The following is a 21,998-nucleotide window of genomic DNA, read 5'->3' as shown; positions in this document are numbered from 1 at the left end:
CTATGGAAAAAGCTGAACAATTATTAAAGTCTAAGAACATTCGTATTACCGCTATGCGTTTGCTCATATTCCAATTTCTTGGAGAAAAAGAAGTGGCAGTTGCACTAAGTGATATTGAAAATGCTTTCGAAAAATCTGATAGAACTACTTTATACAGAACAATTAAAACTTTTGAAGAGAATGATATTGTGCATCAAATTGATGATGGTACAGGAATAATTAAGTACGCTCTATGTGAGCAAGGTTGTAATTGCGAAATGGAAACTGATTTACACCTACATTTTCGTTGCAATGTTTGCGAAAAAACCATTTGTTTAACAGATCATAAAATACCACAAATAAAAATACCTGATGGTTTTATTGCAGAAAACGTAAACTTAGTGGTAAAAGGTACTTGTAATAAATGCAGTTGTGCATGAGTTTAAAAATCATATAAAAATCAAAGTAAGAGTGTTTTAAGGAACGTTCTTACTTTGTCACTCTAAATTGTAAGGGAGGGTTGAAAATGCCTTAACAAATAATTAACAGTAACACTTAATGAAACGACTGGTCTATTTTTATATATTTGTAGAAATAAACAGTCGGTCTATTATGGCAAAACATGATTTGAACAATATTTTAGATAAGGGAATAGAGCTATTCCGTTTGAATGGTTACCATAATACGGGTATACGAGATATTTTAAAAGCATGTAATATGCCAAAGGGTTCGTTTTACCATTCCTTTGATAGTAAAGAAGACTTTGTTATCAAAGCCATACTTCATTTTGAAGATAAAATAGGGAAAGAGTTTCAGAAAAATCTTGAAAATGAATCTTTAAGCTATTTCGAGCGAATCGTAAATCATTTTAAAATACATATCAAATGGTATACGGAACACAATTTTAAAGTGGGATGTTTACTAGGGAATCTGAGTACAGAAGTTGCTGGTACAATAGACTCGGTTTCTCATACTATTTCAAGAGTTTATGATAGATGGAGTAGTGGATTGGCAATGTTTATAAAAAAGGCTCAGATTGAAGGAGAAATTGTTAATAACATGGAATCTTTGGACTTAGCAAACTACCTCTTTGATAGTTTTAATGGTGCATTGGGAAGAATGAAAGTAGAAAGAAGTAAGGCTCCTTTGCAACGTTTTGTAACGATACATTTAGAATTAATTAAACGAAAATAGAGTTCGTCTATTTTTTTATGTCAAAAATAAACGAACGGTCTATTAAAACAAGTATAATAACCAATTAAACTAAGTTATATGATAACCACAAATGAAGTTAAATATCAAGTAAAAACAACTGATAATGCACCTGAAAGTGCTAAATTCACGCTACTTGCGGCAAAGAAAACCTATGGTTTTGTTCCAAATCTTCTAGGATATATGGCTAACCATCCTGCTTTACTCCAAAACTATTGGGATGGCAATGAAAATTTAAAGAAGAATAGCACTTTATCTGGAAAAGAACAACAAGTAGCTTTTTTGGCCGTTAGTTTCGAAAATGATTGTCATTATTGTATGGCGGCCCATACTTCTATAGGTCAAATGCACAAAATAGATGAAAAAATATTGAATGCCTTAAGAGAGGGAAAAACAATTCCAGATAAGAGATTAGAAGCTTTGAGTAAATATGTAAAAAGCGTTACTATTAATAGAGGACGAGTGCCAAAAAAAGATTTAGAAGATTTTTTAGACGCTGGATTTACTAAAGAGAATGTTTTAGAAGTTATTACAATTGTTAGTTTAAAAGTTATGACGAACTATATTAATTATATTGCCAATACGGAAGTCGATACTGCCTTTCAAGCAAATAATTGGGTAAAACCTGATTAATAAAATATCTAGTAAAAATATCCTGTCAAAACATAAGTTTTGACTGCTAATACCATTTACAAGTTGAATTTTCTGTAAAAGAAAATGATGATTTTATTCTTTATTTAAGTAAAAAAGAAAGGAAAAAAAGGGCGTTTTATTCCAGTAAATTCAACTTGTAAATGGTATAACTTTAACAATAAAATTTAAAACATTATGTCATTAATATATTCAAAGATGGTAAATTTAGGATTTAGAGCTCCGGAATTTTCTCTACCAGACACTATTACGGGAAAAACACTTCACTTATCTGAAATTAAATCTGAAGTAGCTACTGTTGTCATGTTTATTTGTAACCATTGCCCATTCGTTCACCATGTAAATAATAAGTTAGTAGAAATTGCAAAAAAATACGAGTCAAAATCTATACAATTTATTGCTATTAGCAGTAATGATGTAGATTATTATCCTCAAGATAGCCCAAAAATGATGAAGAGTGTGGCCGCAAATAATGGCTATAATTTCCCTTATTTATATGATGAGACTCAAAATGTAGCAAAAAGCTACCAAGCTGAATGCACTCCTGATTTCTTTGTTTTCGATAAAGATTTACTTTTGGTATATAGAGGACGCTTCGATGAAACCAGACCTAATCTTGGCATTGCCTCAGGAAAAGAATTATCGGCGGCACTTGATGCTATCATTAACAAAACAAAAATTCCTGAAATACAACACCCTAGCATAGGATGTAGTATAAAATGGAAATGATAATGGTTTATTAGAATATAATTTGAAATAAACTAAATGGTTAATATTTTGTATTTTAGGTGAATAAAACTAATCATGAGAAAATACTTTTATTACCTATTAAGCGTATTTCTTTTCAGCCAATATTCAAACGCACAAGATAGAGTTATTGGTAAATCTTTTGCTACGCGTTCAGTAGTATTAGGACAAAACGGAATGGCTGCCACAAGCCACCCTTTAGCCACTCAAATTGCACTTGACATTTTAAAAAAGGGAGGTAATGCAGTCGATGCAGCCATTGCGGCTAATGCTGCACTAGGGCTGATGGAGCCAACTGGATGTGGGATTGGAGGAGATTTATTTGCCATTGTATGGGACGGCAAAACCCAAAAACTGTATGGATTAAATGCCAGTGGACGTTCTCCTAAAGGACTTTCATTGGATTATTTTAAAAAACAACGATTAAAAAAAATACCTGCATTTGGTCCACTTCCTGTAAGTGTACCTGGAACGGTAGATGGATGGTTTGAACTACATAAAAAGTTTGGTTCAAAACCTATGGCGGAAATATTAGCTCCGGCAATTGATTATGCTGAAAATGGATTTCCGTTAACTCAACTAATTTCATGGTACTTAAACCGCAGTGTTCCTTTTTTTCAGTCTAAAGATTTCCCAAACATTGCGGATACCTATATAAATCAAAATAATGGGGAACTCCCAGAAGAAGGTGAAATTTATAAAAATCCATATTTAGCAAATACCTATAAAAAAATAGCGAAAGGTGGAAGAGATGACTTTTATAAAGGGGGAATTGCTAAAACAATCGCTGAATTTATTAAAAACCAAGGAGGTTTTTTATCTGTTAAAGACCTTGCTTTACATAAATCAGAATGGGTAGAACCTGTATCCGTTAATTATAGAGGATATGATGTTTGGGAATTACCACCAAATGGACAAGGCATTGCTGCTCTTCAAATGCTACAAATTTTAAAAGGTTATGATTTTTCTAAAATTGAATTCGGTAGCGCCAAACATCTTCATGTATTTACTGAAGCTAAAAAATTAGCTTTTGAAGACAGGGCGAAGTATTATGCAGACATGGATTTTTTCGATGTTCCTTTAGAAGAATTACTTTCTGATGAGTATGGAGAGGAAAGAAGGAAAGAAATTGGTAAAAGAGCGGGGAAATACAATGCTGGTGAAATTTCTGCAGGTGAAACAATTTATATGACAGTTGCCGACAAGGAAGGAACCATGGTTTCCTTAATTCAAAGTAATTATCGCGGAATGGGGTCAGGAATGGTACCTCCAAAATTAGGCTTTATGTTGCAAGATAGGGGGGAACTATTCAGCCTCAAAAAAGGACAGGCAAATACTTACGAACCAGGTAAGAGACCTTTTCATACGATAATTCCAGCATTTATTACCAAAGATGGAAAACCTTTTGTTAGCTTCGGTGTTATGGGAGGAGATTTTCAACCTCAAGGTCATACGCAAATTGTAATGAATCTCATCGATTTTGGGATGAACTTGCAAGAAGCCGGAGATGCTCCTAGATGGGATCATACTGGTGGTGCAAGCCCAACTGGAGAAAGAACTACAAATACTGGAATGATAAGAACAGAGTCTGGTATTCCGTATTCAACCTTAAGAAGTTTAATGGGAAAAGGCCATCGAATTGGAACGGCTAGAGGAGTTTATGGTGGGTATCAAGCCATTATGTGGGATGAAAAGAACAAAGTATATCATGGTGCTTCCGAAAGTCGTAAAGATGGGCATGCAGCTGGCTATTAAGGTTTTATACTAGTTAAATATTAAAATGACATCTATAAATTGTTTCTTTTTAGTTTGCTTGTCGAAAAAAACAAAACCTTAACTAAGTCTATGTATGTCCAAACAAATTAGTAACAACAAGTTAAAGCCTTTAATCTTGTTTAATAAATAAAAGCAAATTCGACTATACAATGAGGAGTCCATCATTTAAGTTATCCTTTTTTAAACGAATACCTCATGCAATAACAATATTATTTGGTATTATCATTTTTGTAACACTATTAAGCTATGTGCTTCCTGCAGGAATGTATGAACGCGTTTTCATAAATGGCAGAAGTACCGTTGTTCCGAATTCATATAAAATAATCGCTTCAACACCAATCGGACTTCTTGATATGTTTAGAGCGATACCCTTAGGCTTTAAGGCAGCTGTAGAAATAATTTTTATCGTTTTAGCAAGTGGAATTATGTTCGGTTTCATGGATAAAACCAAAGCTGTGGAGAATGCTGTGGGTACCTTAGTTAAAAAACTAGGGTCGAAAAACAAATATTTGATCATCGTTATAATGACCTTTATTTATGGATTGCTTGGTGTGGCTATTGGATATGAAAATAATATTGCAATGGTTCCCATAGCGGCAGTATTGAGTCTTGCTTTGGGAGGTGATTTGATTTTGGCCGCGGGTATTTCCGTAGGAGCGATGACCGTCGGTTTCGGATTATCGCCTATTAATGCCTATACGGTAGGTACTGGGCATAAGTTAGCTGAACTACCAATGTTTTCAGGAGCTTTACTTCGCAGTGTCCTTTGTTTTATAGCATTGTCCGTTATGGCATATTATAATGTTCGATATTTTAAAAGAATCAGATTAGATCCAACAAAAAGTCTTGGTAAAAATTTAGATACGAGTGAGCTTTCATTGTCGAAACCCATTAATGAATACAGCATATCAAATCAAAATTGGTTGGTTATTTCAATTTTTATTGGAGGCCTTTTGACTATTTTATACGGAGTATTTAACTTGAATTGGTATATCAATGAATTGTCAGCGATCTTTTTAATAATAGCACTTCTTTGTGGATTGGTATCGAATATGGAGGCTACTAAAATGAGTGAAACTGTATTAAAATCGGTTAGCATTGTTGCACCCGGCGCTTTTCTTGTTGGATTTGCAACCTCTATTAAAGTGTTAATGGAAATGGGAAATATTGGCGATACAATATCGTATCAACTTTCTACTTTACTAGAAGGTTTACCATTACATGTTTCGGCCGTTTGCATGGCTATTTCACAATCTGTTATCAATTTTTTTATTCCTTCAGGAAGTGGACAAGCACTGGCTACATTGCCAGTAATGCTTCCGTTAGGTGAGTCACTTGGACTTACAAGACAAGTAAGCATTTTGGCTTTTCAAATAGGTGACGGGTTATCTAATTTAATAAATCCTACCTTAGGGGGGCTAATCGCCATGTTAAGTATGTGTCGAGTCCCCATTAACAAGTGGATTCGTTTTATATTTCCAGTTTTAATAACATTAATAGGCATTGCCTTTTTAACATTAATTATAGCAGTAGCAATAAATTATAGCTAAATATGACCGTAGAAAAAATTCTAGCAAAACTAGTATCATTTCCTGTGCTCGGAGGAGAAAGTAATTTAAGTATTATTCAATGGATTCAAGAATATATTGAATCGTATAATGTAAAAGTAAATTTAGTATTCAATGAAAAAGAACAAAAAGCTTCTTTACATTGCAGAATTGGCCCCGAAGTTGACGGTGGTGTTATCCTTTCAGGTCATACCGATGTAGTTCCCGTTGTAGGACAAAAATGGGAAACAGATCCATTTCTACTAACCGATAAAAACGATGGGAATTTATATGGAAGAGGGTCTTGCGATATGAAAGGTTTTATTGCGTGCTGTTTAGTTGCATTACCAGAAATGGTTAAGGCTAACTTGAAAAAACCTATATATTTAGCCTTTTCTTATGACGAGGAAATAGGTTGCTTAGCGGGATCTGAATTAGCAGCTGCTATTAAAAATTTCTATAAGGAAACTCCAAAATATGCTATTATAGGAGAACCATCTCTGATGGAACCTATTGTAGGTCAAAAAGGAATTTATATTTTGGAAACCTATGTGCAAGGTTCCGAAGGTCATAGCAGTCGAATAAAGCAGGAGGTAAGTGCTATTCATGAATCCATGCGTCTTATTCTTTGGCTTGAAAATAAAATGAATCAACTAATTACTGATCAACAATTTGATGATCGCTTTCACCCTCCTCATTCAACAATTCATATAGGGTTGGTTAAGGGTGGAATAGCTCCTAATATAATTGCGGATAAAGCTCATTTTTTCTGGGACTTACGAACTATTCCAATGGATGATGTGAATAGTATTTTAGCCGAATTTGAGACATATTGCAAGGAAAGAGAACAGGAATTGAAAAATATATGTTCTGATTTCTCTATAAAAACAGTTGAAAATCACCCAGTGGTTCCACATTTAGACACTAAGGATGATGCTGATGTTGTAGATTTAATTAAAAGTATATCGGGGAAATCAAAATTAAATACTGTGTCTTACGCATCTGAAGCAGGTCAATTTGCTGATGAAGGTTTTCAATCTGTTATCTGTGGCCCTGGTTCAATAGCGCAGGCACATAGAGCTAATGAATTTATAGCTAAAGAGCAATTAGAAAAAGGAGTAGAAATGCTTCGAAAACTGATTCAGAAATCGTCCTTGTAAAAAAATGAATTACACCGATGCTAATAAGCGAGTTATCTAGTCGAACTATTTTTAAAGGCTTCGATGTTTGCACAAGAGAATTAACCTATTGATTATCGCCCAGTATTCAATAAGAAATAATGCTTTGAAAACCGTAAGTTGTTATGATAGAAGTAAAAAATAAAATTAACCAAAATAATGAACTAAAAAATGAAATCATTTTCAAAATTATTACTTGGATTGGGATTGATACTACTATTAATTCCTCTTCATGCTCAAAAAATAACAAATAGTACCTTCCAAGGTTTAAATCTCAGAAACATTGGTCCTGCCTTTACTTCTGGTAGAATTGCCGATATTGCCATGCATCCTCAAAATGAAAATATTTGGTACGTTGCAGTCGGATCAGGTGGGGTTTGGAAGACAACAAATTCGGGAACTACTTGGAAGCCTGTTTTCGATAAACAAACGTCATTTTCCATTGGAGCCATTACCATTGATCCTAATAATCCACATACCATTTGGGTTGGAACGGGTGAAAATGTTGGAGGACGACATGTTGCGTTTGGAGACGGTGTTTATGTAAGTCATGATGATGGTTCTTCATGGACGAACATGGGCTTAAAAAAATCGGAACATATTTCTAAAATTGTAGTACATCCTTCTGATTCAAACATCCTTTGGGTTGTTTCTCAAGGCCCTTTATGGACTTCTGGTGGAGAACGCGGAGTTTATAAATCAATTGATGCAGGAAAAACATGGAAAAGAACTCTTGGAGATGAAGAATGGGTAGGAGCTACGGATTTAGAAATTGACCCTAGAAACCCTGATGTATTGTATGCGGCAACTTGGCAGCGTCATCGTACAGTAGCGGGATATTTAGGTGGTGGACCTGGTTCAGGGCTTCATAAAAGTATTGATGGAGGTGAAACTTGGACGAAATTAACGAAAGGTATTCCTGGCTCTAATCTTGGAAAAATAGGATTAGCCATTTCTCCATTTAATCCAGATGTTATTTATGCTGCCATAGAGTTGGATCGTAGAAAAGGAGGCGTATTTATGTCTACCAACAGGGGAGAATCATGGAAAAAACAATCTGATGCTGTTTCAGGAGGAACAGGGCCTCATTATTATCAAGAATTATATGCTTCTCCTCATCAAGAAGGAAAGATCTTTTTAATGAGTAACTACGTTCAAATATCAGATAATCATGGGAAGACTTTTTATACGATGAATGAGCGCAATAAACACGTTGATAGTCATGCAATGGCATTTAAAGCTTCTGATCCGAATTATATTCTTTTTGGCACAGATGGAGGACTGTATGAAACTTTCGATGGAACGAAAAGTTGGAAATACATAAGAAATTTACCTGTTACTCAGTATTTCAAATTAGCTGTTGACGATACTAAGCCTTTTTATAAAATTTATGGAGGAACTCAAGATAATGGTTCGCATGGTGGACCTTCTCAAACAATATATACAAATGGTATAACTAATGGTGATTGGGCACAAGTTTTGGGAGCCGATGGACATCAATCTGCAATCGAACCAGGAAATCCAAATATTACTTATGGAGAGTTTCAGCAAGGAGCACTTTGGCGTATTGATCAAACTACAAAAGAGACTGTATTCATTCAACCACAGCCGAGACAAGGAGAACCCTATGAGCGCTTTAATTGGGATGCACCAATTATAGTAAGTTCTCATAATCCTAAGCGTTTATATTTTGCTTCACAACGTGTTTGGCGCTCTGAAAACCGTGGAGATGATTGGAATCCTATTTCGAAGGATTTAACTTTGAATCAAGATAGAATGACCATTCCATATTATGGTCAGCAACAAAGTTGGGACAATGCTTGGGATGTATATGCAATGTCTAATTACAATACCATAACCTCACTTTCAGAATCTCCAAAACAAGAGGGTCTATTATATGCTGGTACTGATGATGGTTTAATTCAAGTTACTGAAGATGGTGGGGCTAACTGGCACAAATTTACACTAACTGATGTTAGAGGCTTAGATCATGTTCCTTTTGTGAATGATGTTAGAGCAGATTTATTTGACGCTAATGTCGTTTATGCGGCTGTTGATAATCATAAATATGGAGATTATAAACCGTATATTATCAAAAGTACAGATAAAGGTAAAAGTTGGAAGTTAATCAATGGAGATCTTCCTGAAAGGCTTCTTATTTGGAGGTTAGTACAGGACCATGTGAATAAAAATGTATTATTTGCTGCTACAGAATACGGAATTTATTTTACTTATAATGGAGGTGAAAATTGGTTACAATTAAAGGGAGGTGTTCCAACCATTTCATTCAGAGATATTACCATACAAAGAAGAGAAAATGATTTAGTGGCAGCATCTTTCGGTAGAGGCTTTTTTATTTTAGATGATATTACCCCAATCAGAAACTTTAAACCATCAATGGCATCTGATGAAGCTACTTTATTTCCTGTAAAGGATACGTATTGGTATCGCCAGGCAAATAGATCATATGGTCAGGGAGATTCGCAATATAAAGCTCCTAATGCTCCTTTTGGTGCTCGATTTACCTATTTCTTGTCTGAGAACATAAAATCTCTGACTGATGTTCGCAAGAAAAGAGAAAAAAAGAACACAGATTTCCCAAATTGGGATGCTCTTGAAAAAGAGAAAAACCAAGATAAGCCCAAAGTCTTATTAATTATTAAAGATGCTAATGGCAACATTGTAAATACAGTTAAAGGAACCAATAAAAAAGGATTTAACCGTGTTAGTTGGGGATTGAATTATCCTAACAAAAGAGGAGAGCGTTTAAACCAAAAAGGAGATGGTTTCGGTGGAAGAGGTGTTCTTGTGACTCCTGGGAAATATACCGTTACTTTAGTTAAAAGAGTAAACGGAACAACGTCAACATTGCAGGGGCCTAATGAATTTAATGTTATTCCTATGTATGAAGGAGCCTTACCTAGAAAGACATTTAATGAAATGAACCTGTTTAGAAAGGAGTTATTTGCATTTCAACAAGATCTTACAGCAACAAACATGATGATGGGGCATCAAATGAAAAAAGTTGCTGCTATGAAAAGAGCTGCAAATAAAACTGTTAATAATAATGATCAACTATTAAAAGATATTAATGAGATAAGACTTTCTTTATTAACGATCCAAAAAGAGTTGCGAGGCGATCCTGTTAAAGATGAAATTGGAGAACGTTCAAATCCAACACCTAATGATGCTAATTGGGTAGCTTGGAGTGCACTTTCAAATACCTATGGACCAACAGGCAATCAGAAAGCAGCGGTAAACAGGGCGAATACTCAACTGCAACAAATAAAATCGAAATTAAGTATCATTGTCGAATCTACTATTCCAACTATCGAACAAAAGCTGAAACAGGCTGGGGCTCCTTGGATAGAAGGACAAGGGCTTATAAAAAATTAAAACAACCTCTTATTTTAATAAGCTAGATTTTGCACATTGTAATATGCAAAATCTAGCTTATTAATTATCTCTATAAAATATTCTAAGTTATTGCTTTATTCCAATAGCTCCAATACCTGCTTGCCATAATTTTTTATTATATGCTGGGATCTTTAGAGTTATTAAATTTTCAGCTTTCTTATATAAAATTTCCCATTGTAAATCTAGTACTACTTTTCTGTTTATAGATGCTTGAGTTATGATAGGTAAACTACTGTTGGTCTGATTCATTAAAAATAGATATTCAGCCGTAAACTTATTTTCAAAATTCTCCACATCATCATAAGCTTGTGATCTGCGTTGCACCATTTGTTCATCCCAATTTTTAATTTCTTTTAATAGGACTTTACCCTCTTCAATCAACTTTGTGTTTTTACCTTTTTTAGCCAATCTTTTAATAGACGTTTTAATATCTTTTGAAATAGAAGATAATAAATTTACTTTATTATGCATATCAGTGACGTTCGCTTCCATTTGATTCATAATTGTATCATATTCATCATATTGAGCTTTAGTAATTCCATAATTGGGATTTTCCTTGATGGTTGCTTCAGTAGTATATGTTTTCCCATTATATTGAAGGTTCATAGTATACACACCAGGAACGACTTTATGTCCGTTAAAATTGGCTTCGATATAAACTTTCGGAATTCCAGGAACTATTTTATGCTTCATGTTCCATACAAAACGATTTAACCCTTTTTTCTTAGGTAATCTTGGAGTTTTTGGTGCTCCACCACCGTTATGAGGTATATAGTTTTCATCTTTTTTAGAAGTATACGAATTGACCAATTTACCTGCACTATCTAAAATAGTAAGCGTTACAGGTTTTGATTTGTCTATTGTTGGAAGCTCATAATAAAGTTCAATGCCATTTGCAGGGTTGACGCCTGTAAAGTTTTGCATTCCATTAAATTTATCAATATTTCCATTCATTTTACTTCTCCAATTTCCATAATAAATAGGCTCAGGATTATATACTTTTACTGATTCATTTTTAGAATCATATTGTGATAACAATGATAAATTATCTAAAATCCAGAATGATCTTCCAGAGGTTGCTACAATTAAATCATTTCGATGTACCATTAGGTCTAAAATTGGAGTTATAGGAAGATTCCTTTGAAAAGGTTCCCAATTTTCACCATTGTCAAATGAAAGGTAGACTCCTAATTCCGTACCAGCATAAAGCAGTCCACTCTTCGTTTTATCTTCTCGAACAACTCTCGTATGTGCACCATCAGGAATACCTTTATTTATCGCTTTCCACGTTTGTCCGTAATTATCACTCCTAAAAAGGGCAGGAGTATAGCTACCTAATTTGTACTTAGTAGTAGCAATATAAACAACAGCAGGATTATGAGGAGATACCTCAATGGCATTCACTAAGGTTTCACCCAAGTTTTTAGGAGTTATATTCAACCATGTTTGTCCATTATCTTTGGTAATATGTACTAAGCCATCATCACTACCTGCATAAAAAACACCTTTTTTATGCGGTGATTCTAACAAATAACTAATTGTACCATAATTTTCTGCACCTACTGCTTCATTTGTATATGGACCACCACCTTTACCTTGCTTATCATCAATATCTCTTGTTAAATCAGGAGAAAATGAAGTCCAATTTTTACCTAAATCTATTGATTTTAGAACTAGTTGTCCAGCGTGAAAAATAGTATTGGATTCATGTTGCGACCAAACAATAGGAGCATTCCAATTGAATAGATATTTCATATCTCTAGCCGTTTTCCCTAAATACTGAATAGGAGCGGCCATGATATTAGTGCTAATCATAGTATTCATATGAAGCGCTTCAATAGTGCCCAAATAACTTCCTCCAACAGTAATGGTAGGATTGTTTTTATCAAAAGCTAAGAAAGCACTTTCTCCACCTGCTGCTCTTGTCCACTGACGTTCCGAAATATTACTTCCAGTATTATTCATACTGGCAATTTTTATAGAAGTATTGTCTTGTTGTCCTCCATAAATATTATAAGGCACCAAATTATCTACGTTTATTCTATAAAATTGTGCGGTAGGCATGTTATTTTGAGTAGACCATGTTTTTCCGAAGTTAAAAGAAATTGCTGCCCCACCATCGTTAGCAATAACCATATTCTTAGAATTGTTTGGATGAATCCATAAATCATGAAAATCACCATGTGTTCCTGTAATTCTTTCCCAATGTTTGCCTCCATCTTTAGAACGTAAGGCAGGAGCACTTAATACATAAACAGTTTCATCATCTTTAGGATCAACAAAAACTTCTGTATAATACCATGCTCGTTGCGTCAACCTATTATCACCACTTACATGCGACCAACTCTTTCCGGAATTATTGGAAACATAAAGGCCACTTTTATCTTTTTGCGTATCACTTTCTACCAAGGCATATACCTTATTACTATTACTTCTACATACAGATATTGCTAGTTTTCCAAGTTCTTTCGGTAGGCCTTTTTCTATTTTAGTCCAAGTTTCTCCAGCATCGTTAGATTTATATAAACCACTACCTTTACCACCACTAATTATTTTCCAAGGTGTTCGTTGATGATGCCATAGGGCAGCATATAAAATTTGGGGATTATTCATGTCAATAGACAATTCTGATGCTCCAGAAAAAGAATTAACAAATAAGGTTTTTTTCCATGTCTTACCTCCGTCAACAGATTTATAAACACCTCTTTCTTTTGTAGGGGTAGCATATTTACCTTGGGCAGCAACATACACAATATTTGGATTTTCAGGATGTATAACAATTCTCGAAATCTGTTCTGTTTTAGCCAATCCCATATGTTTCCATGTTTTACCCGCATCGGTAGATTTGTAAACACCATCACCATAAGAGGTCATCACACCACGAATAGCATGTTCCCCCATGCCTACATAGATAATATTTGGGTTACTTTCTGAAGCGGCAACGGCTCCTACAGATCCCGTTTTAAAAAAACCATCACTAATATTATTCCAATGCTGTCCCGCATCTTCTGTTTTCCATAGACCACCACCGGTAGTTCCCATATAATACACGAGCGGATTGTTAACAATTCCTGTTGCGCTAACGGAACGCCCTCCTCTAAATGGACCTATATTTCGGTATTTCATGGATGAAAAATATTGATTTACCTCTTGGGCATTTATCAATGTAGAAAAGGTCATTAAAATAAAAACAAATTTGAACTTCATAGGTATAATGCTGATTTTGTGTCTAAAATAAAAAGAAAAATTTGCTTTAGTGAAAACATTTAAGGGATTATACTTCATATTGTATGTGAATATAAAACGTATCTAAAAAAAAACTTTTATTTTTGAAAATACCCCATTAACCATGCGATTACGAATTTTACTAGTCTTAATTCTTATTTATAGCCAACAATTTTATGGACAATCAGTTCAAAATAAACCTTTAAAGGCTACTTATATCACTGAAGAGATACAACTTGATGGAGAACTAAACGAAAAAATTTGGTCTGAGGCCAATAAAACGACTAACTTTTGGCAGTACTTTCCTTCTGATACCATTAGGGCTAAACATCAAACAAGTGTTCAAATAGCTTATAATGAGACTACTTTGTTTATTGGAATAAGAGCTGAAGCTCCTAATAACAAATATGTGGTTACTTCTTTAAAACGTGACTTTAGAGGTTCACGTAATGATAATGTTACTATAATTTTTGATACGTTCAATGATGGTACAAATGCCTTTGGTTTTGGAATTACACCTTATGGAGTGCGACGCGAATTCTTAATAGCATCTGGAGGGGCAAACTTTGATAATTTTAATTTTACTTGGGATGTAAAATGGAAAGGAGAAAGTAAAATTTATGACAATTATTACACAGCTGAAATAGCCATCCCATTTACTTCTTTAAAATTTGAAGAAGGAACAACAAAATGGAGGTTCCGTCCGTACCGCTTTAACTTACAAACCAATGAAACTAGTACTTCGTTTCAGGTTCCACAGGCTCAAATATTGGCCAATTTGGCTTTTATGAATGAACTAGAGTTTGAAAAACCACTCGGAAAATCAAGAACACCATTTACTCTAATTCCTTATGTCAATGGTTTAACTCAAAATGATTTTGAAAATAACACGAATGAAACCAAATTTTTGATTGGAGGTGATGCGAAAATTGCCATTGGAGATGGTTTAAATTTAGACTTAACTTTTAATCCAGATTTTTCAAATGTTGAAGTAGATAATATTTTCACGAACTTAACACGATTTGAACTTCGATTGCCTGAACGCAGGCAGTTTTTTATTGATAACAGCGATTTATTTAGCTCTTTTGGTAACTTCTTTGGAGAGGCTAGACCATTTTTCTCTAGAAGAATAGGTTTGGCTAGAGATGCAGATGACGATTTGATTCAGAATGATATCATCGCTGGTGCAAGATTAAGCGGTAAACTAAACAAAGACTGGAGACTTGGTGTATTAAGTATTCAGACTGCTGCCGATGAAACAAATGAAATAGCTTCTAACAATAATTCAATGATTGCTATTCAAAGAAAAGTTGGACAACGTTCAAATATTGGTGCTTTTATTGTAAACAGAGAACGATTTAAGGAATATAGTTTCTCCGAAAAAAATGATAAATACAACCGTGTTTTCGGGGTAGATTATAACCTAGCTTCTTCCGATAATACTTGGTCTGGACGTTATTATTTGCATAAATCTGTTAATCCAGATGATTCTTCTGGGAATTTATCGGCACAAGCAATGACTACTTATAATAAGAATAATTGGATATTTACGAATGATTGGGCTTATGTTGATGAAGATTTCACTGCTGATTTAGGTTTTGTTCCAAGAACTGATATTTTCAAAATGGGAAACTTTGTGCAACGCTTTTTTATTCCTAAACATAGTAAAACTGTAAATAGACATTCGACTTCGGTGCTTTTTATTAATTATTTTAGACCTAATTTAGATTTTAAGCTTTCTGATTATTTTTTAAGAGCAAGATGGACTACAAGATTTACGAGTAATGCTGAAATTAATGTGAGTTATACAAATGATTATATCTTTTTAACAGATGATTTTGATCCAACTCGAAAAGATGAGGGAAATCCTCTGCCTGGAGATAAAGGCTATAGCTTTAGTCAAATACAAATGCGATTTAATTCGAACAATACAAATTTATTTACCTATTCTTTGAATTCAACTTTAGGGCAATTTTTTAATGGAAATCGATATTCTTTTGGGGCAAGGCTAGGGTACCGTTGGCAACCTTGGGCACAGTTTAGTGTAGATATGAACTACGATGGTATTAAACTACCAAAACCTTATGAAAGTGCAGACTACTGGCTAATTAGTCCTAGACTAGATGTTACCTTCAACAAATCTGTGTTTTTTACAGCACTTGCTCAATATAGTAACCAAAGAGATAATTTGGGAATTAATGCCCGTTTGCAATGGCGATTTGCTCCTTTATCGGATTTATTTTTAGTGTATAACGATAATTACGAAATAGATAATTTTGGACCTCGTTTTCGTTCTATTAATCTAAAAATGACCTATTGGCTTAATTTATAAGCTGCTTAACTATTGTTGATCTATAGGCTAATCTTGAAAAAGCTCTATGACATTATTACCTATTGCATATCCTTGTTCGAGGCCATTATCAATAGCCTCTTGATAGTGAATTCCTCCATATAATCTTGAAATAGCCGCTTCTTCGGCCATTGCGATAAAATTTTCGAAAGATCGTGGAGTACCGTCAATATCTGTTCTATTCATATGCGTTTTATCCATAAAACTATAGTTGTCTCCGAAAATTGAACTTAGTACTTTTGCTAAGACACCAGATTGTACAGAATGGCCCGAGGTATATTCAGGAAATGGAGGTGTAACTAAAATAGGCGTCCAGTTAGGATCAATATAGTTATTAATAAAAGTAATCGGGCGAATATAATTCGTAGAATATTTAGTTTTCCAGCAAGAAATAAAAGCGTCATTAATACCTATAGCCAGCATGGCAAAAGCTTCCGATGCTTGCATAAGATTAAAATCATTCTCTTCAATTAATTGATTTAAGATGGCTATAGAATGCCCAGGCGGTGTTGCCGACGTCTCGGGATCATCCGACCAAAATTCTGCAATAATTACCCCCTCAGTTGAAACATTATTCACGGCTTCATATACTGATAAAGCTCTTTGATAAAATACAGAATTTTCATCAGTTGAATATTCAGGAGGTGTTAAAGGGTTTACGTTTTCAACATTCGAAATCATAAAAGGTCTGTTCGTTCCCCAATAAGGTTGAAGAGCAGGTAGAAAATCAGGAGCAGTTGGTTTCCAAAACTCATCTCCTTGCATGGGTGTATAATCATCCGGAAAATTTGAAAATTGGGCATTTAATCCGCCATCCAATTCCGACCATTCTATAATTTGAGAAGTAATTTGATTTCCTAAAGTAATAGATCGCTCTAAAATAGAATTATCCATATTCATAGCGAACAAAGTTTTATACTCCATTCTTAAATCGTCTATGAGGTATTTATTAGCTTCTGTTGCATTATCATAAAAATAGCTGATCATATTTCCTAAAATGGTATTAGCTACGCTCGACCAATGATATACTTTGGTATCATCAAAGTCAACCAGAATATTTAACTCATTTAGTTTATTGGAAAGACTTTCTTTTTCAGGCGTTCCTAATTGAATGCCTTCATATAAAGCTATACCCGTATATCCGAAAGCTCTTGCGGCAACTGGAGGGGTATAACCAGAAGTTTCAGTGGTTAATTTTTTCATTAAATTAAACCAATTAACAACCACCTCTGAGTTAAATTGATTAGAATTATATCCCTGATTTGTAGATTCAATGGATGATAACTCCGAGTTATTACAAGAAACGAATACCACAAGGATACAAGAGAGTATATAAGTAGTTTTTAATTCTTTTAACAAAGATTTATATAATCTAAATATTTTCCAGCATGTTCTCATAAAACTAATAGTATAATCATTGTACTTTGAAGCTAAATAAAAAGTAATGTATTCTGATTTTATTTCGCTAAACAAAAGATAACTTTAGGTAGAAGGAAATATTGTATGCACAGGTATTGAATTCATTAAAACTTTTTTAAGATGAAAAAACTCTTATTGGTACCTTATAATCTTTTTTCTTTCCATAACTCTATGAGGAAATTTTAAAAAAAACTTATCAAAATTTAAAATCTGGATTTTTCTTTTAAAGAATAAAACATTCTACAAGTTCAATTATTTAAATTGAGATAATTTCTTCTATTGTAGTATTTTCGTAAAAATAAAGATAGAACTATCCTATGTCAAAGCTACCAAACACTCCTGCAAGTATTTTTTCAGTAATGTCTCAATTGGCAAATAAGCATAACGCTATAAATTTGTCTCAAGGATTTCCAAACTTTGACGTTGACTCTCGTTTACTTGAAATATCAAAAAAATTATTGAATGAAAACATTCATCAATATACTCCTATGGTTGGTTTACCTTCACTCTTAGAAAAGATAGCGGATTTAACAGAGAGAAATTATCAGCGAAAAATTAAAACTTCTTCTGAGTTATTAATCACAACAGGAGCAACTCAAGGTATTTATACCACTATAAACACGTTTATTGGTTTTGGAGATGAAGTCATTATATTAGATCCGAGCTACGATAGTTATGAGCCATCAGTTATGGTAGCAGGAGGAAAGCCAATACGTATTTCATTGAATGAAGATTATTCCCCTAATTTTAATCGAATTGAAGATGCAATTACTGTAAAAACTAAAATGATTATAGTAAATAATCCGCATAATCCAACGGGTAAAATATGGAGAGAACAGGAATTTGAAGCTTTAGAAACTATATTAGAAAAGTATCCTGAAATTTTACTGCTAAGTGACGAAGTTTATGAATATATATCGTTTAAACACTCACATATCTCTATAAATTCTCGTCCAAAATTAAGAGATCGAGCTATCATAGCTTCTTCTTTTGGTAAATCATTACATGTCACAGGGTGGAAAGTAGGTTATTTGATTGCTCCCGAAATGTTAATGTCCGAAATAAAAAAGATACATCAATTTTTGGTGTTTAGTATAAATAGTATCGCGCAATATGTAATTTCTGAATATTTAGATGTTGTTGATTTTAAAGAAGTCGCTAAAATGTACTCGAAGAAGAGAACATTATTTCAAAATCTATTAAAAGCCAGTCGATTTCAAATATTACCTTCTGAAGGCACCTATTTTCAGGTTGTTAATTACAGTGAGATTAGTGATAAGGGTGATATGGAGTTCGCAAAGGAATTAATTATAAAGCATGGTATTGCTGCCATTCCAATTTCCGTTTTTCACAAAGATGGAACTGATAAGAAAATGTTGAGATTTTGTTTTGCAAAAACAGAAGACACTTTAACCGCTGCAGCCGAAAAACTGGTTCATATTTAAGTTAAGAAAAACGGTAAAATACTAATAAAGTAAAAGTAATGAACACGATTCTCATTACAATATGAAGGCTTTTTTACTATAAAAGCCCATTTCTTAATTAAAAAAGCAGTAAATTACGCCCTTAAATTAATTTATGGGTAAATCACAACAATCGTTTAGTAAAAGTGAAAGAGAAAAAAAGCGTTTAAAAAAGCGTCAGGAGAAGCAAAAAAAGATGGACGCTCGCAAGCTTGACAAAGAAGAAAATGGATCAAAAGGTATTGAGTTCGCTTATGTAGATCATAATGGTCAATTAACTGATACTCCTCCGGATCCTTCTGAAAAAATCAAGATTAAAGCAAAGAACATAGAAATAAGTATTCCTAAACTTGAAGATAGAGAAGATCAAGTTGATCCTATTCGTAAAGGAGTTGTTTCTTTCTTTGATGATTCGAAAGGATTTGGCTTTATACTTGATTCAGAAAACCAAGAAAAGTATTTTACGCATGTAAGTAGTTTTAAGGACGATATTTCTATGAATGACAAAGTTTCATTTGAATTAGAAAAAGGACCAAGAGGTATGAATGCCGTACGTGTAGGTCTTATAAAATAGTGCTTAAAATTGCCCTTACTTAATTTTATAATCATATACCACTTTTATTAGATAATGCTAATGAAGTGTATTTTAATTAAAATTATGTAAGAAACTATGTAACAAAAAATATGCTCTGTATTAATTTACAGGGCTTTTTGTGTTTAATGAAATCAACTATAGATAGGAAAAATATGGGCTTGCTTTTTTACATTTTTGCATCTCTAAAGTATGAATTAGTTTGTATTCGTAAGAAGAAATTCGGCTCCAACATTGATTTTTGTTTTACTTTACCTAAAAAACAAAATACATTTCCTTCAGCTTTAATACTAAGCACTGCATTTCAAGAATCATTCTTTCTTGGTTATATAAAGGAAGATTACCGCAAACTTACTGCATACTTATAAAGCTTTTCATAACTCCTACTTACATAGGTATTAACACCAACCTTAGTTAAACTTTGTAAATATTTGCTTTTCAATAATAAAGGATAAGTAGTTCTTTTAATGTCCCAGATAAATATTATTTAAATACAATCTGGGACTTAGAAAAAGAAAGGGGAGACATCTTGTTTTTATAGTTTATGAGATTAATTTTTCGGGTTTGAAAAATAATCTACAGCATCATTTAAGGCGTTCTCAATAGGTTGATACTCCATATTTAAGTGTTTAACAGATTTCTTATTAGAAAAATAATTTTCAATACATAGAATCTTCATATTTATTAAGCTTAAGCTTGATTTTATTCCTATTTTTCGTAGCAAATTTCCACAATACCCAAATAGTACCAAAACACTTTTTGGTATTTCTACCATTATCGGATTTTGATCTACAATCTGGTTTAAAGTTTTATAGAACGTTTTATAGCTTAAGTTTTTATTGGCTAATAAATATTTTTCTCCGGACACTCCTTTATTCATAGCCTTAATTATTCCAATAGCAACATCTTTTACATGGACAAAGTTCTTTCCACCTGGTGGATAAAAAACAACCTTTTTGTTCCAACCTATTAATATTATTTTACCTGAACTAGGCTTACTATCATAGGCACCAAGCATAAATGTTGGATTTACAATAATTGTTTCTATCTTATATTTATTTCTTACCAAGTATTTTTCCGCTTCTATTTTGCTTTTTGCATAGTATGATTGTTTAAACAAGTTATTTGCTTGTTTTTTTTCATTACCAAGCTGTTTTAATGTGCCATAGCCTAAAGTATTAGCAGAACTCACGAAAATGAATCGCTCAACATTACACAGAATGGCAGTAGTATATAATTGTTTCGTCGCGTTACAATTAATCGCCCAATAGTCTGAATAATCTAACAATCCTTGATTTGTTACAGCTGCGGCATGAATTACAACATCAATAGTTTTAAATAATGACGAGAAATCATCAAATAACTGGCCTTCTAGTAAATTTAAGTTCTCATGCGTGTTTCCTATATAGCTATTTTTATCTCTAACTAAGCCAGTAACATAATATCCTTTATCTAATAATTCATGGCATAAATTAGTCCCTAGTAATCCAGAGATTCCTGTAATAAAAATATGTTTCATTCAATTGATATCTTAAGCTTCCCGTTTAACAATATTAGTCATCATAGGTACCTTGATCCAATTCGGTAAAAGAACGGACAAAAACCAACTCATTGGATTGATTAATATGAAAGTGGTGCCTTTAAACATTTTGGTTAGAGAATATTCAGCCACTTTTTTAGGATGTAATAAGGTTAATTTTCCCATAAAACCTTGCTTTTCTATTCGCGCCGTAATTTCTGGATTGGTTTTCATAGCCCCTGGGTTTATTACACTTACAGAAATGTTACTGCCCTTTAACTCTTCTGAAAGCCCTAAAGAAAATGAATGAACAAAGGCTTTTGAAGCGGGATATACTGTTTTATAACCAACAGGAGCAAAGGCCGCAATACTTGATACATTCAGAATGTAAGAGCGTGATTGTCTTTTTAAATTTGAAAGTAATTGATGAGTAAAAACGGCTGTCGCCTTTACATTTACTTGAATAATTGTAGTCACATAATTTAGAGAAACATCTTCAATTTTCTTCGTTCCACCTGTACCTGCATTGTTAATCAATACATCGATTTCAAAATTATTATTCAACTCCTTAGTTAAGGAAAGTACACTTTCATCCGAGGAAAAATCTACTTCAAAATAAGACACTTTAACTCCGAATAAAGATTTAATATGTTCAGCCAGTTTATTTAAATTTTGGTTAGGTAAACTTACTAGTATTACATTGTGTTTTCTTTTTGCTAGAGATATCGCGAACTCTTTTCCTAGGCCCTGACTGGCACCTGTAATAAGAGCGTACTTCTTTTGGGATTGAGCATTCATATTTAATCGATATTAAGATATGGTGCTAAATTAGTACTAGAATGGTCTTTAAATGTTCGATTTTACAAACAAGAACATATTACGAATCCCTTTAAAAACAGAATGTTGAAGTAAAAATAAGTTCG

At 33.4% G+C, this 21,998-nt stretch carries 15 protein-coding genes; 11 read left to right on the top strand and 4 right to left on the bottom strand.

The window, feature by feature from the left end; all coding sequences use genetic code 11:
• Positions 1 to 2: 2 nt before the first annotated feature.
• The 8 genes from BLW23_RS04440 to BLW23_RS04405 all read left to right on the top strand — a co-directional run bounded on the left by BLW23_RS04440 (position 3) and on the right by BLW23_RS04405 (position 10,486).
• The gene (locus BLW23_RS04440) at positions 3 to 419 is read left to right on the top strand and encodes a Fur family transcriptional regulator (RefSeq protein WP_093668018.1); all 417 of its coding nucleotides are present in this window, start codon (positions 3 to 5) and stop codon (positions 417 to 419) included.
• Positions 420 to 591: 172 nt separating this feature from the next.
• A complete protein-coding gene (locus tag BLW23_RS04435) occupies positions 592 to 1,173 on the top strand; it encodes a TetR/AcrR family transcriptional regulator (RefSeq protein ID WP_176829752.1) in 582 nt (193 codons plus the stop codon).
• Positions 1,174 to 1,251: 78 nt separating this feature from the next.
• Positions 1,252 to 1,824 (top strand): carboxymuconolactone decarboxylase family protein, encoded by a 573-nt coding sequence (locus BLW23_RS04430; RefSeq protein WP_093668016.1) that lies wholly within the window; start codon positions 1,252 to 1,254, stop codon positions 1,822 to 1,824.
• A gap of 195 nt (positions 1,825 to 2,019) precedes the next feature.
• Positions 2,020 to 2,571: a thioredoxin family protein gene (locus BLW23_RS04425; RefSeq protein WP_093668015.1), complete on the top strand. Its 552-nt coding sequence runs from the start codon at positions 2,020 to 2,022 to the stop codon at positions 2,569 to 2,571.
• 75 nt (positions 2,572 to 2,646) lie between these two features.
• Entirely contained in the window at positions 2,647 to 4,344 is a 1,698-nt protein-coding gene (ggt, locus tag BLW23_RS04420) for a gamma-glutamyltransferase (RefSeq protein ID WP_093668014.1), read from the top strand.
• Between the two features lie 170 nt (positions 4,345 to 4,514).
• On the top strand, positions 4,515 to 5,915 hold the full coding sequence (locus BLW23_RS04415; protein ID WP_093668013.1) for a YfcC family protein: 1,401 nt from the start codon (positions 4,515 to 4,517) through the stop codon (positions 5,913 to 5,915).
• A gap of 2 nt (positions 5,916 to 5,917) precedes the next feature.
• The gene (gene argE, locus BLW23_RS04410) at positions 5,918 to 7,072 is read left to right on the top strand and encodes an acetylornithine deacetylase (protein WP_093668012.1); all 1,155 of its coding nucleotides are present in this window, start codon (positions 5,918 to 5,920) and stop codon (positions 7,070 to 7,072) included.
• A 189-nt stretch (positions 7,073 to 7,261) separates the two neighbouring features.
• A complete protein-coding gene (locus BLW23_RS04405; protein WP_093668011.1) occupies positions 7,262 to 10,486 on the top strand; it encodes a VPS10 domain-containing protein in 3,225 nt (1,074 codons plus the stop codon).
• A gap of 87 nt (positions 10,487 to 10,573) precedes the next feature.
• On the opposite strand, the gene BLW23_RS04400 is transcribed toward BLW23_RS04405, so the two are convergent.
• A complete protein-coding gene (locus BLW23_RS04400; RefSeq protein ID WP_093668450.1) occupies positions 10,574 to 13,714 on the bottom strand; it encodes a sialidase family protein in 3,141 nt (1,046 codons plus the stop codon).
• Between the two features lie 142 nt (positions 13,715 to 13,856).
• On the opposite strand from BLW23_RS04400, the gene BLW23_RS04395 reads away from it, so the two are divergent.
• Positions 13,857 to 16,064: a DUF5916 domain-containing protein gene (locus BLW23_RS04395; RefSeq protein ID WP_093668010.1), complete on the top strand. Its 2,208-nt coding sequence runs from the start codon at positions 13,857 to 13,859 to the stop codon at positions 16,062 to 16,064.
• Positions 16,065 to 16,091: 27 nt separating this feature from the next.
• Here BLW23_RS04395 and BLW23_RS04390 read toward each other — a convergent pair whose 3' ends face one another.
• Complete coding sequence (locus BLW23_RS04390) at positions 16,092 to 17,555, bottom strand: vanadium-dependent haloperoxidase (protein ID WP_143032109.1); 1,464 nt, start codon at positions 17,553 to 17,555, stop codon at positions 16,092 to 16,094.
• Between the two features lie 263 nt (positions 17,556 to 17,818).
• Here BLW23_RS04390 and BLW23_RS04385 point away from each other — a divergent pair, with 263 nt between their 5' ends.
• Together BLW23_RS04385 and BLW23_RS04380 are read left to right on the top strand one after the other, a co-directional pair.
• On the top strand, positions 17,819 to 18,946 hold the full coding sequence (locus tag BLW23_RS04385) for a methionine aminotransferase (RefSeq protein WP_093668008.1): 1,128 nt from the start codon (positions 17,819 to 17,821) through the stop codon (positions 18,944 to 18,946).
• A gap of 133 nt (positions 18,947 to 19,079) precedes the next feature.
• Complete coding sequence (locus BLW23_RS04380; protein WP_093668007.1) at positions 19,080 to 19,538, top strand: cold-shock protein; 459 nt, start codon at positions 19,080 to 19,082, stop codon at positions 19,536 to 19,538.
• Positions 19,539 to 20,106: 568 nt separating this feature from the next.
• On the opposite strand, the gene BLW23_RS04370 is transcribed toward BLW23_RS04380, so the two are convergent.
• Entirely contained in the window at positions 20,107 to 21,075 is a 969-nt protein-coding gene (locus BLW23_RS04370) for an NAD-dependent epimerase/dehydratase family protein (RefSeq protein ID WP_093668005.1), read from the bottom strand.
• Positions 21,076 to 21,087: 12 nt separating this feature from the next.
• Entirely contained in the window at positions 21,088 to 21,873 is a 786-nt protein-coding gene (locus tag BLW23_RS04365; RefSeq protein WP_093668004.1) for an SDR family NAD(P)-dependent oxidoreductase, read from the bottom strand.
• Positions 21,874 to 21,998 lie beyond the last annotated feature (125 nt).

Source organism: Tenacibaculum sp. MAR_2009_124 (assembly GCF_900105455.1).
Lineage (GTDB): Bacteria > Bacteroidota > Bacteroidia > Flavobacteriales > Flavobacteriaceae > Polaribacter.
The sequence above is the reverse complement of the archived record's forward strand: the minus strand, read 5'-3'. Positions and strand labels throughout refer to the sequence as shown.

What these genes read in the sequence shown, in the direction of transcription:
- BLW23_RS04440 (WP_093668018.1), top strand. Translation starts at nt 3, where the DNA reads ATGGAAAAAGCTGAACAATTATTAAAGTCTAAGAACATTCGTATTACC.
- BLW23_RS04435 (WP_176829752.1), top strand. Translation starts at nt 592, where the DNA reads ATGGCAAAACATGATTTGAACAATATTTTAGATAAGGGAATAGAGCTA.
- BLW23_RS04430 (WP_093668016.1), top strand. Translation starts at nt 1,252, where the DNA reads ATGATAACCACAAATGAAGTTAAATATCAAGTAAAAACAACTGATAAT.
- BLW23_RS04425 (WP_093668015.1), top strand. Translation starts at nt 2,020, where the DNA reads ATGTCATTAATATATTCAAAGATGGTAAATTTAGGATTTAGAGCTCCG.
- ggt (WP_093668014.1), top strand. Translation starts at nt 2,647, where the DNA reads ATGAGAAAATACTTTTATTACCTATTAAGCGTATTTCTTTTCAGCCAA.
- BLW23_RS04415 (WP_093668013.1), top strand. Translation starts at nt 4,515, where the DNA reads ATGAGGAGTCCATCATTTAAGTTATCCTTTTTTAAACGAATACCTCAT.
- argE (WP_093668012.1), top strand. Translation starts at nt 5,918, where the DNA reads ATGACCGTAGAAAAAATTCTAGCAAAACTAGTATCATTTCCTGTGCTC.
- BLW23_RS04405 (WP_093668011.1), top strand. Translation starts at nt 7,262, where the DNA reads ATGAAATCATTTTCAAAATTATTACTTGGATTGGGATTGATACTACTA.
- BLW23_RS04400 (WP_093668450.1), bottom strand. Translation starts at nt 13,714, where the DNA reads ATGAAGTTCAAATTTGTTTTTATTTTAATGACCTTTTCTACATTGATA.
- BLW23_RS04395 (WP_093668010.1), top strand. Translation starts at nt 13,857, where the DNA reads ATGCGATTACGAATTTTACTAGTCTTAATTCTTATTTATAGCCAACAA.
- BLW23_RS04385 (WP_093668008.1), top strand. Translation starts at nt 17,819, where the DNA reads ATGTCAAAGCTACCAAACACTCCTGCAAGTATTTTTTCAGTAATGTCT.
- BLW23_RS04380 (WP_093668007.1), top strand. Translation starts at nt 19,080, where the DNA reads ATGGGTAAATCACAACAATCGTTTAGTAAAAGTGAAAGAGAAAAAAAG.
- BLW23_RS04370 (WP_093668005.1), bottom strand. Translation starts at nt 21,075, where the DNA reads ATGAAACATATTTTTATTACAGGAATCTCTGGATTACTAGGGACTAAT.
- BLW23_RS04365 (WP_093668004.1), bottom strand. Translation starts at nt 21,873, where the DNA reads ATGAATGCTCAATCCCAAAAGAAGTACGCTCTTATTACAGGTGCCAGT.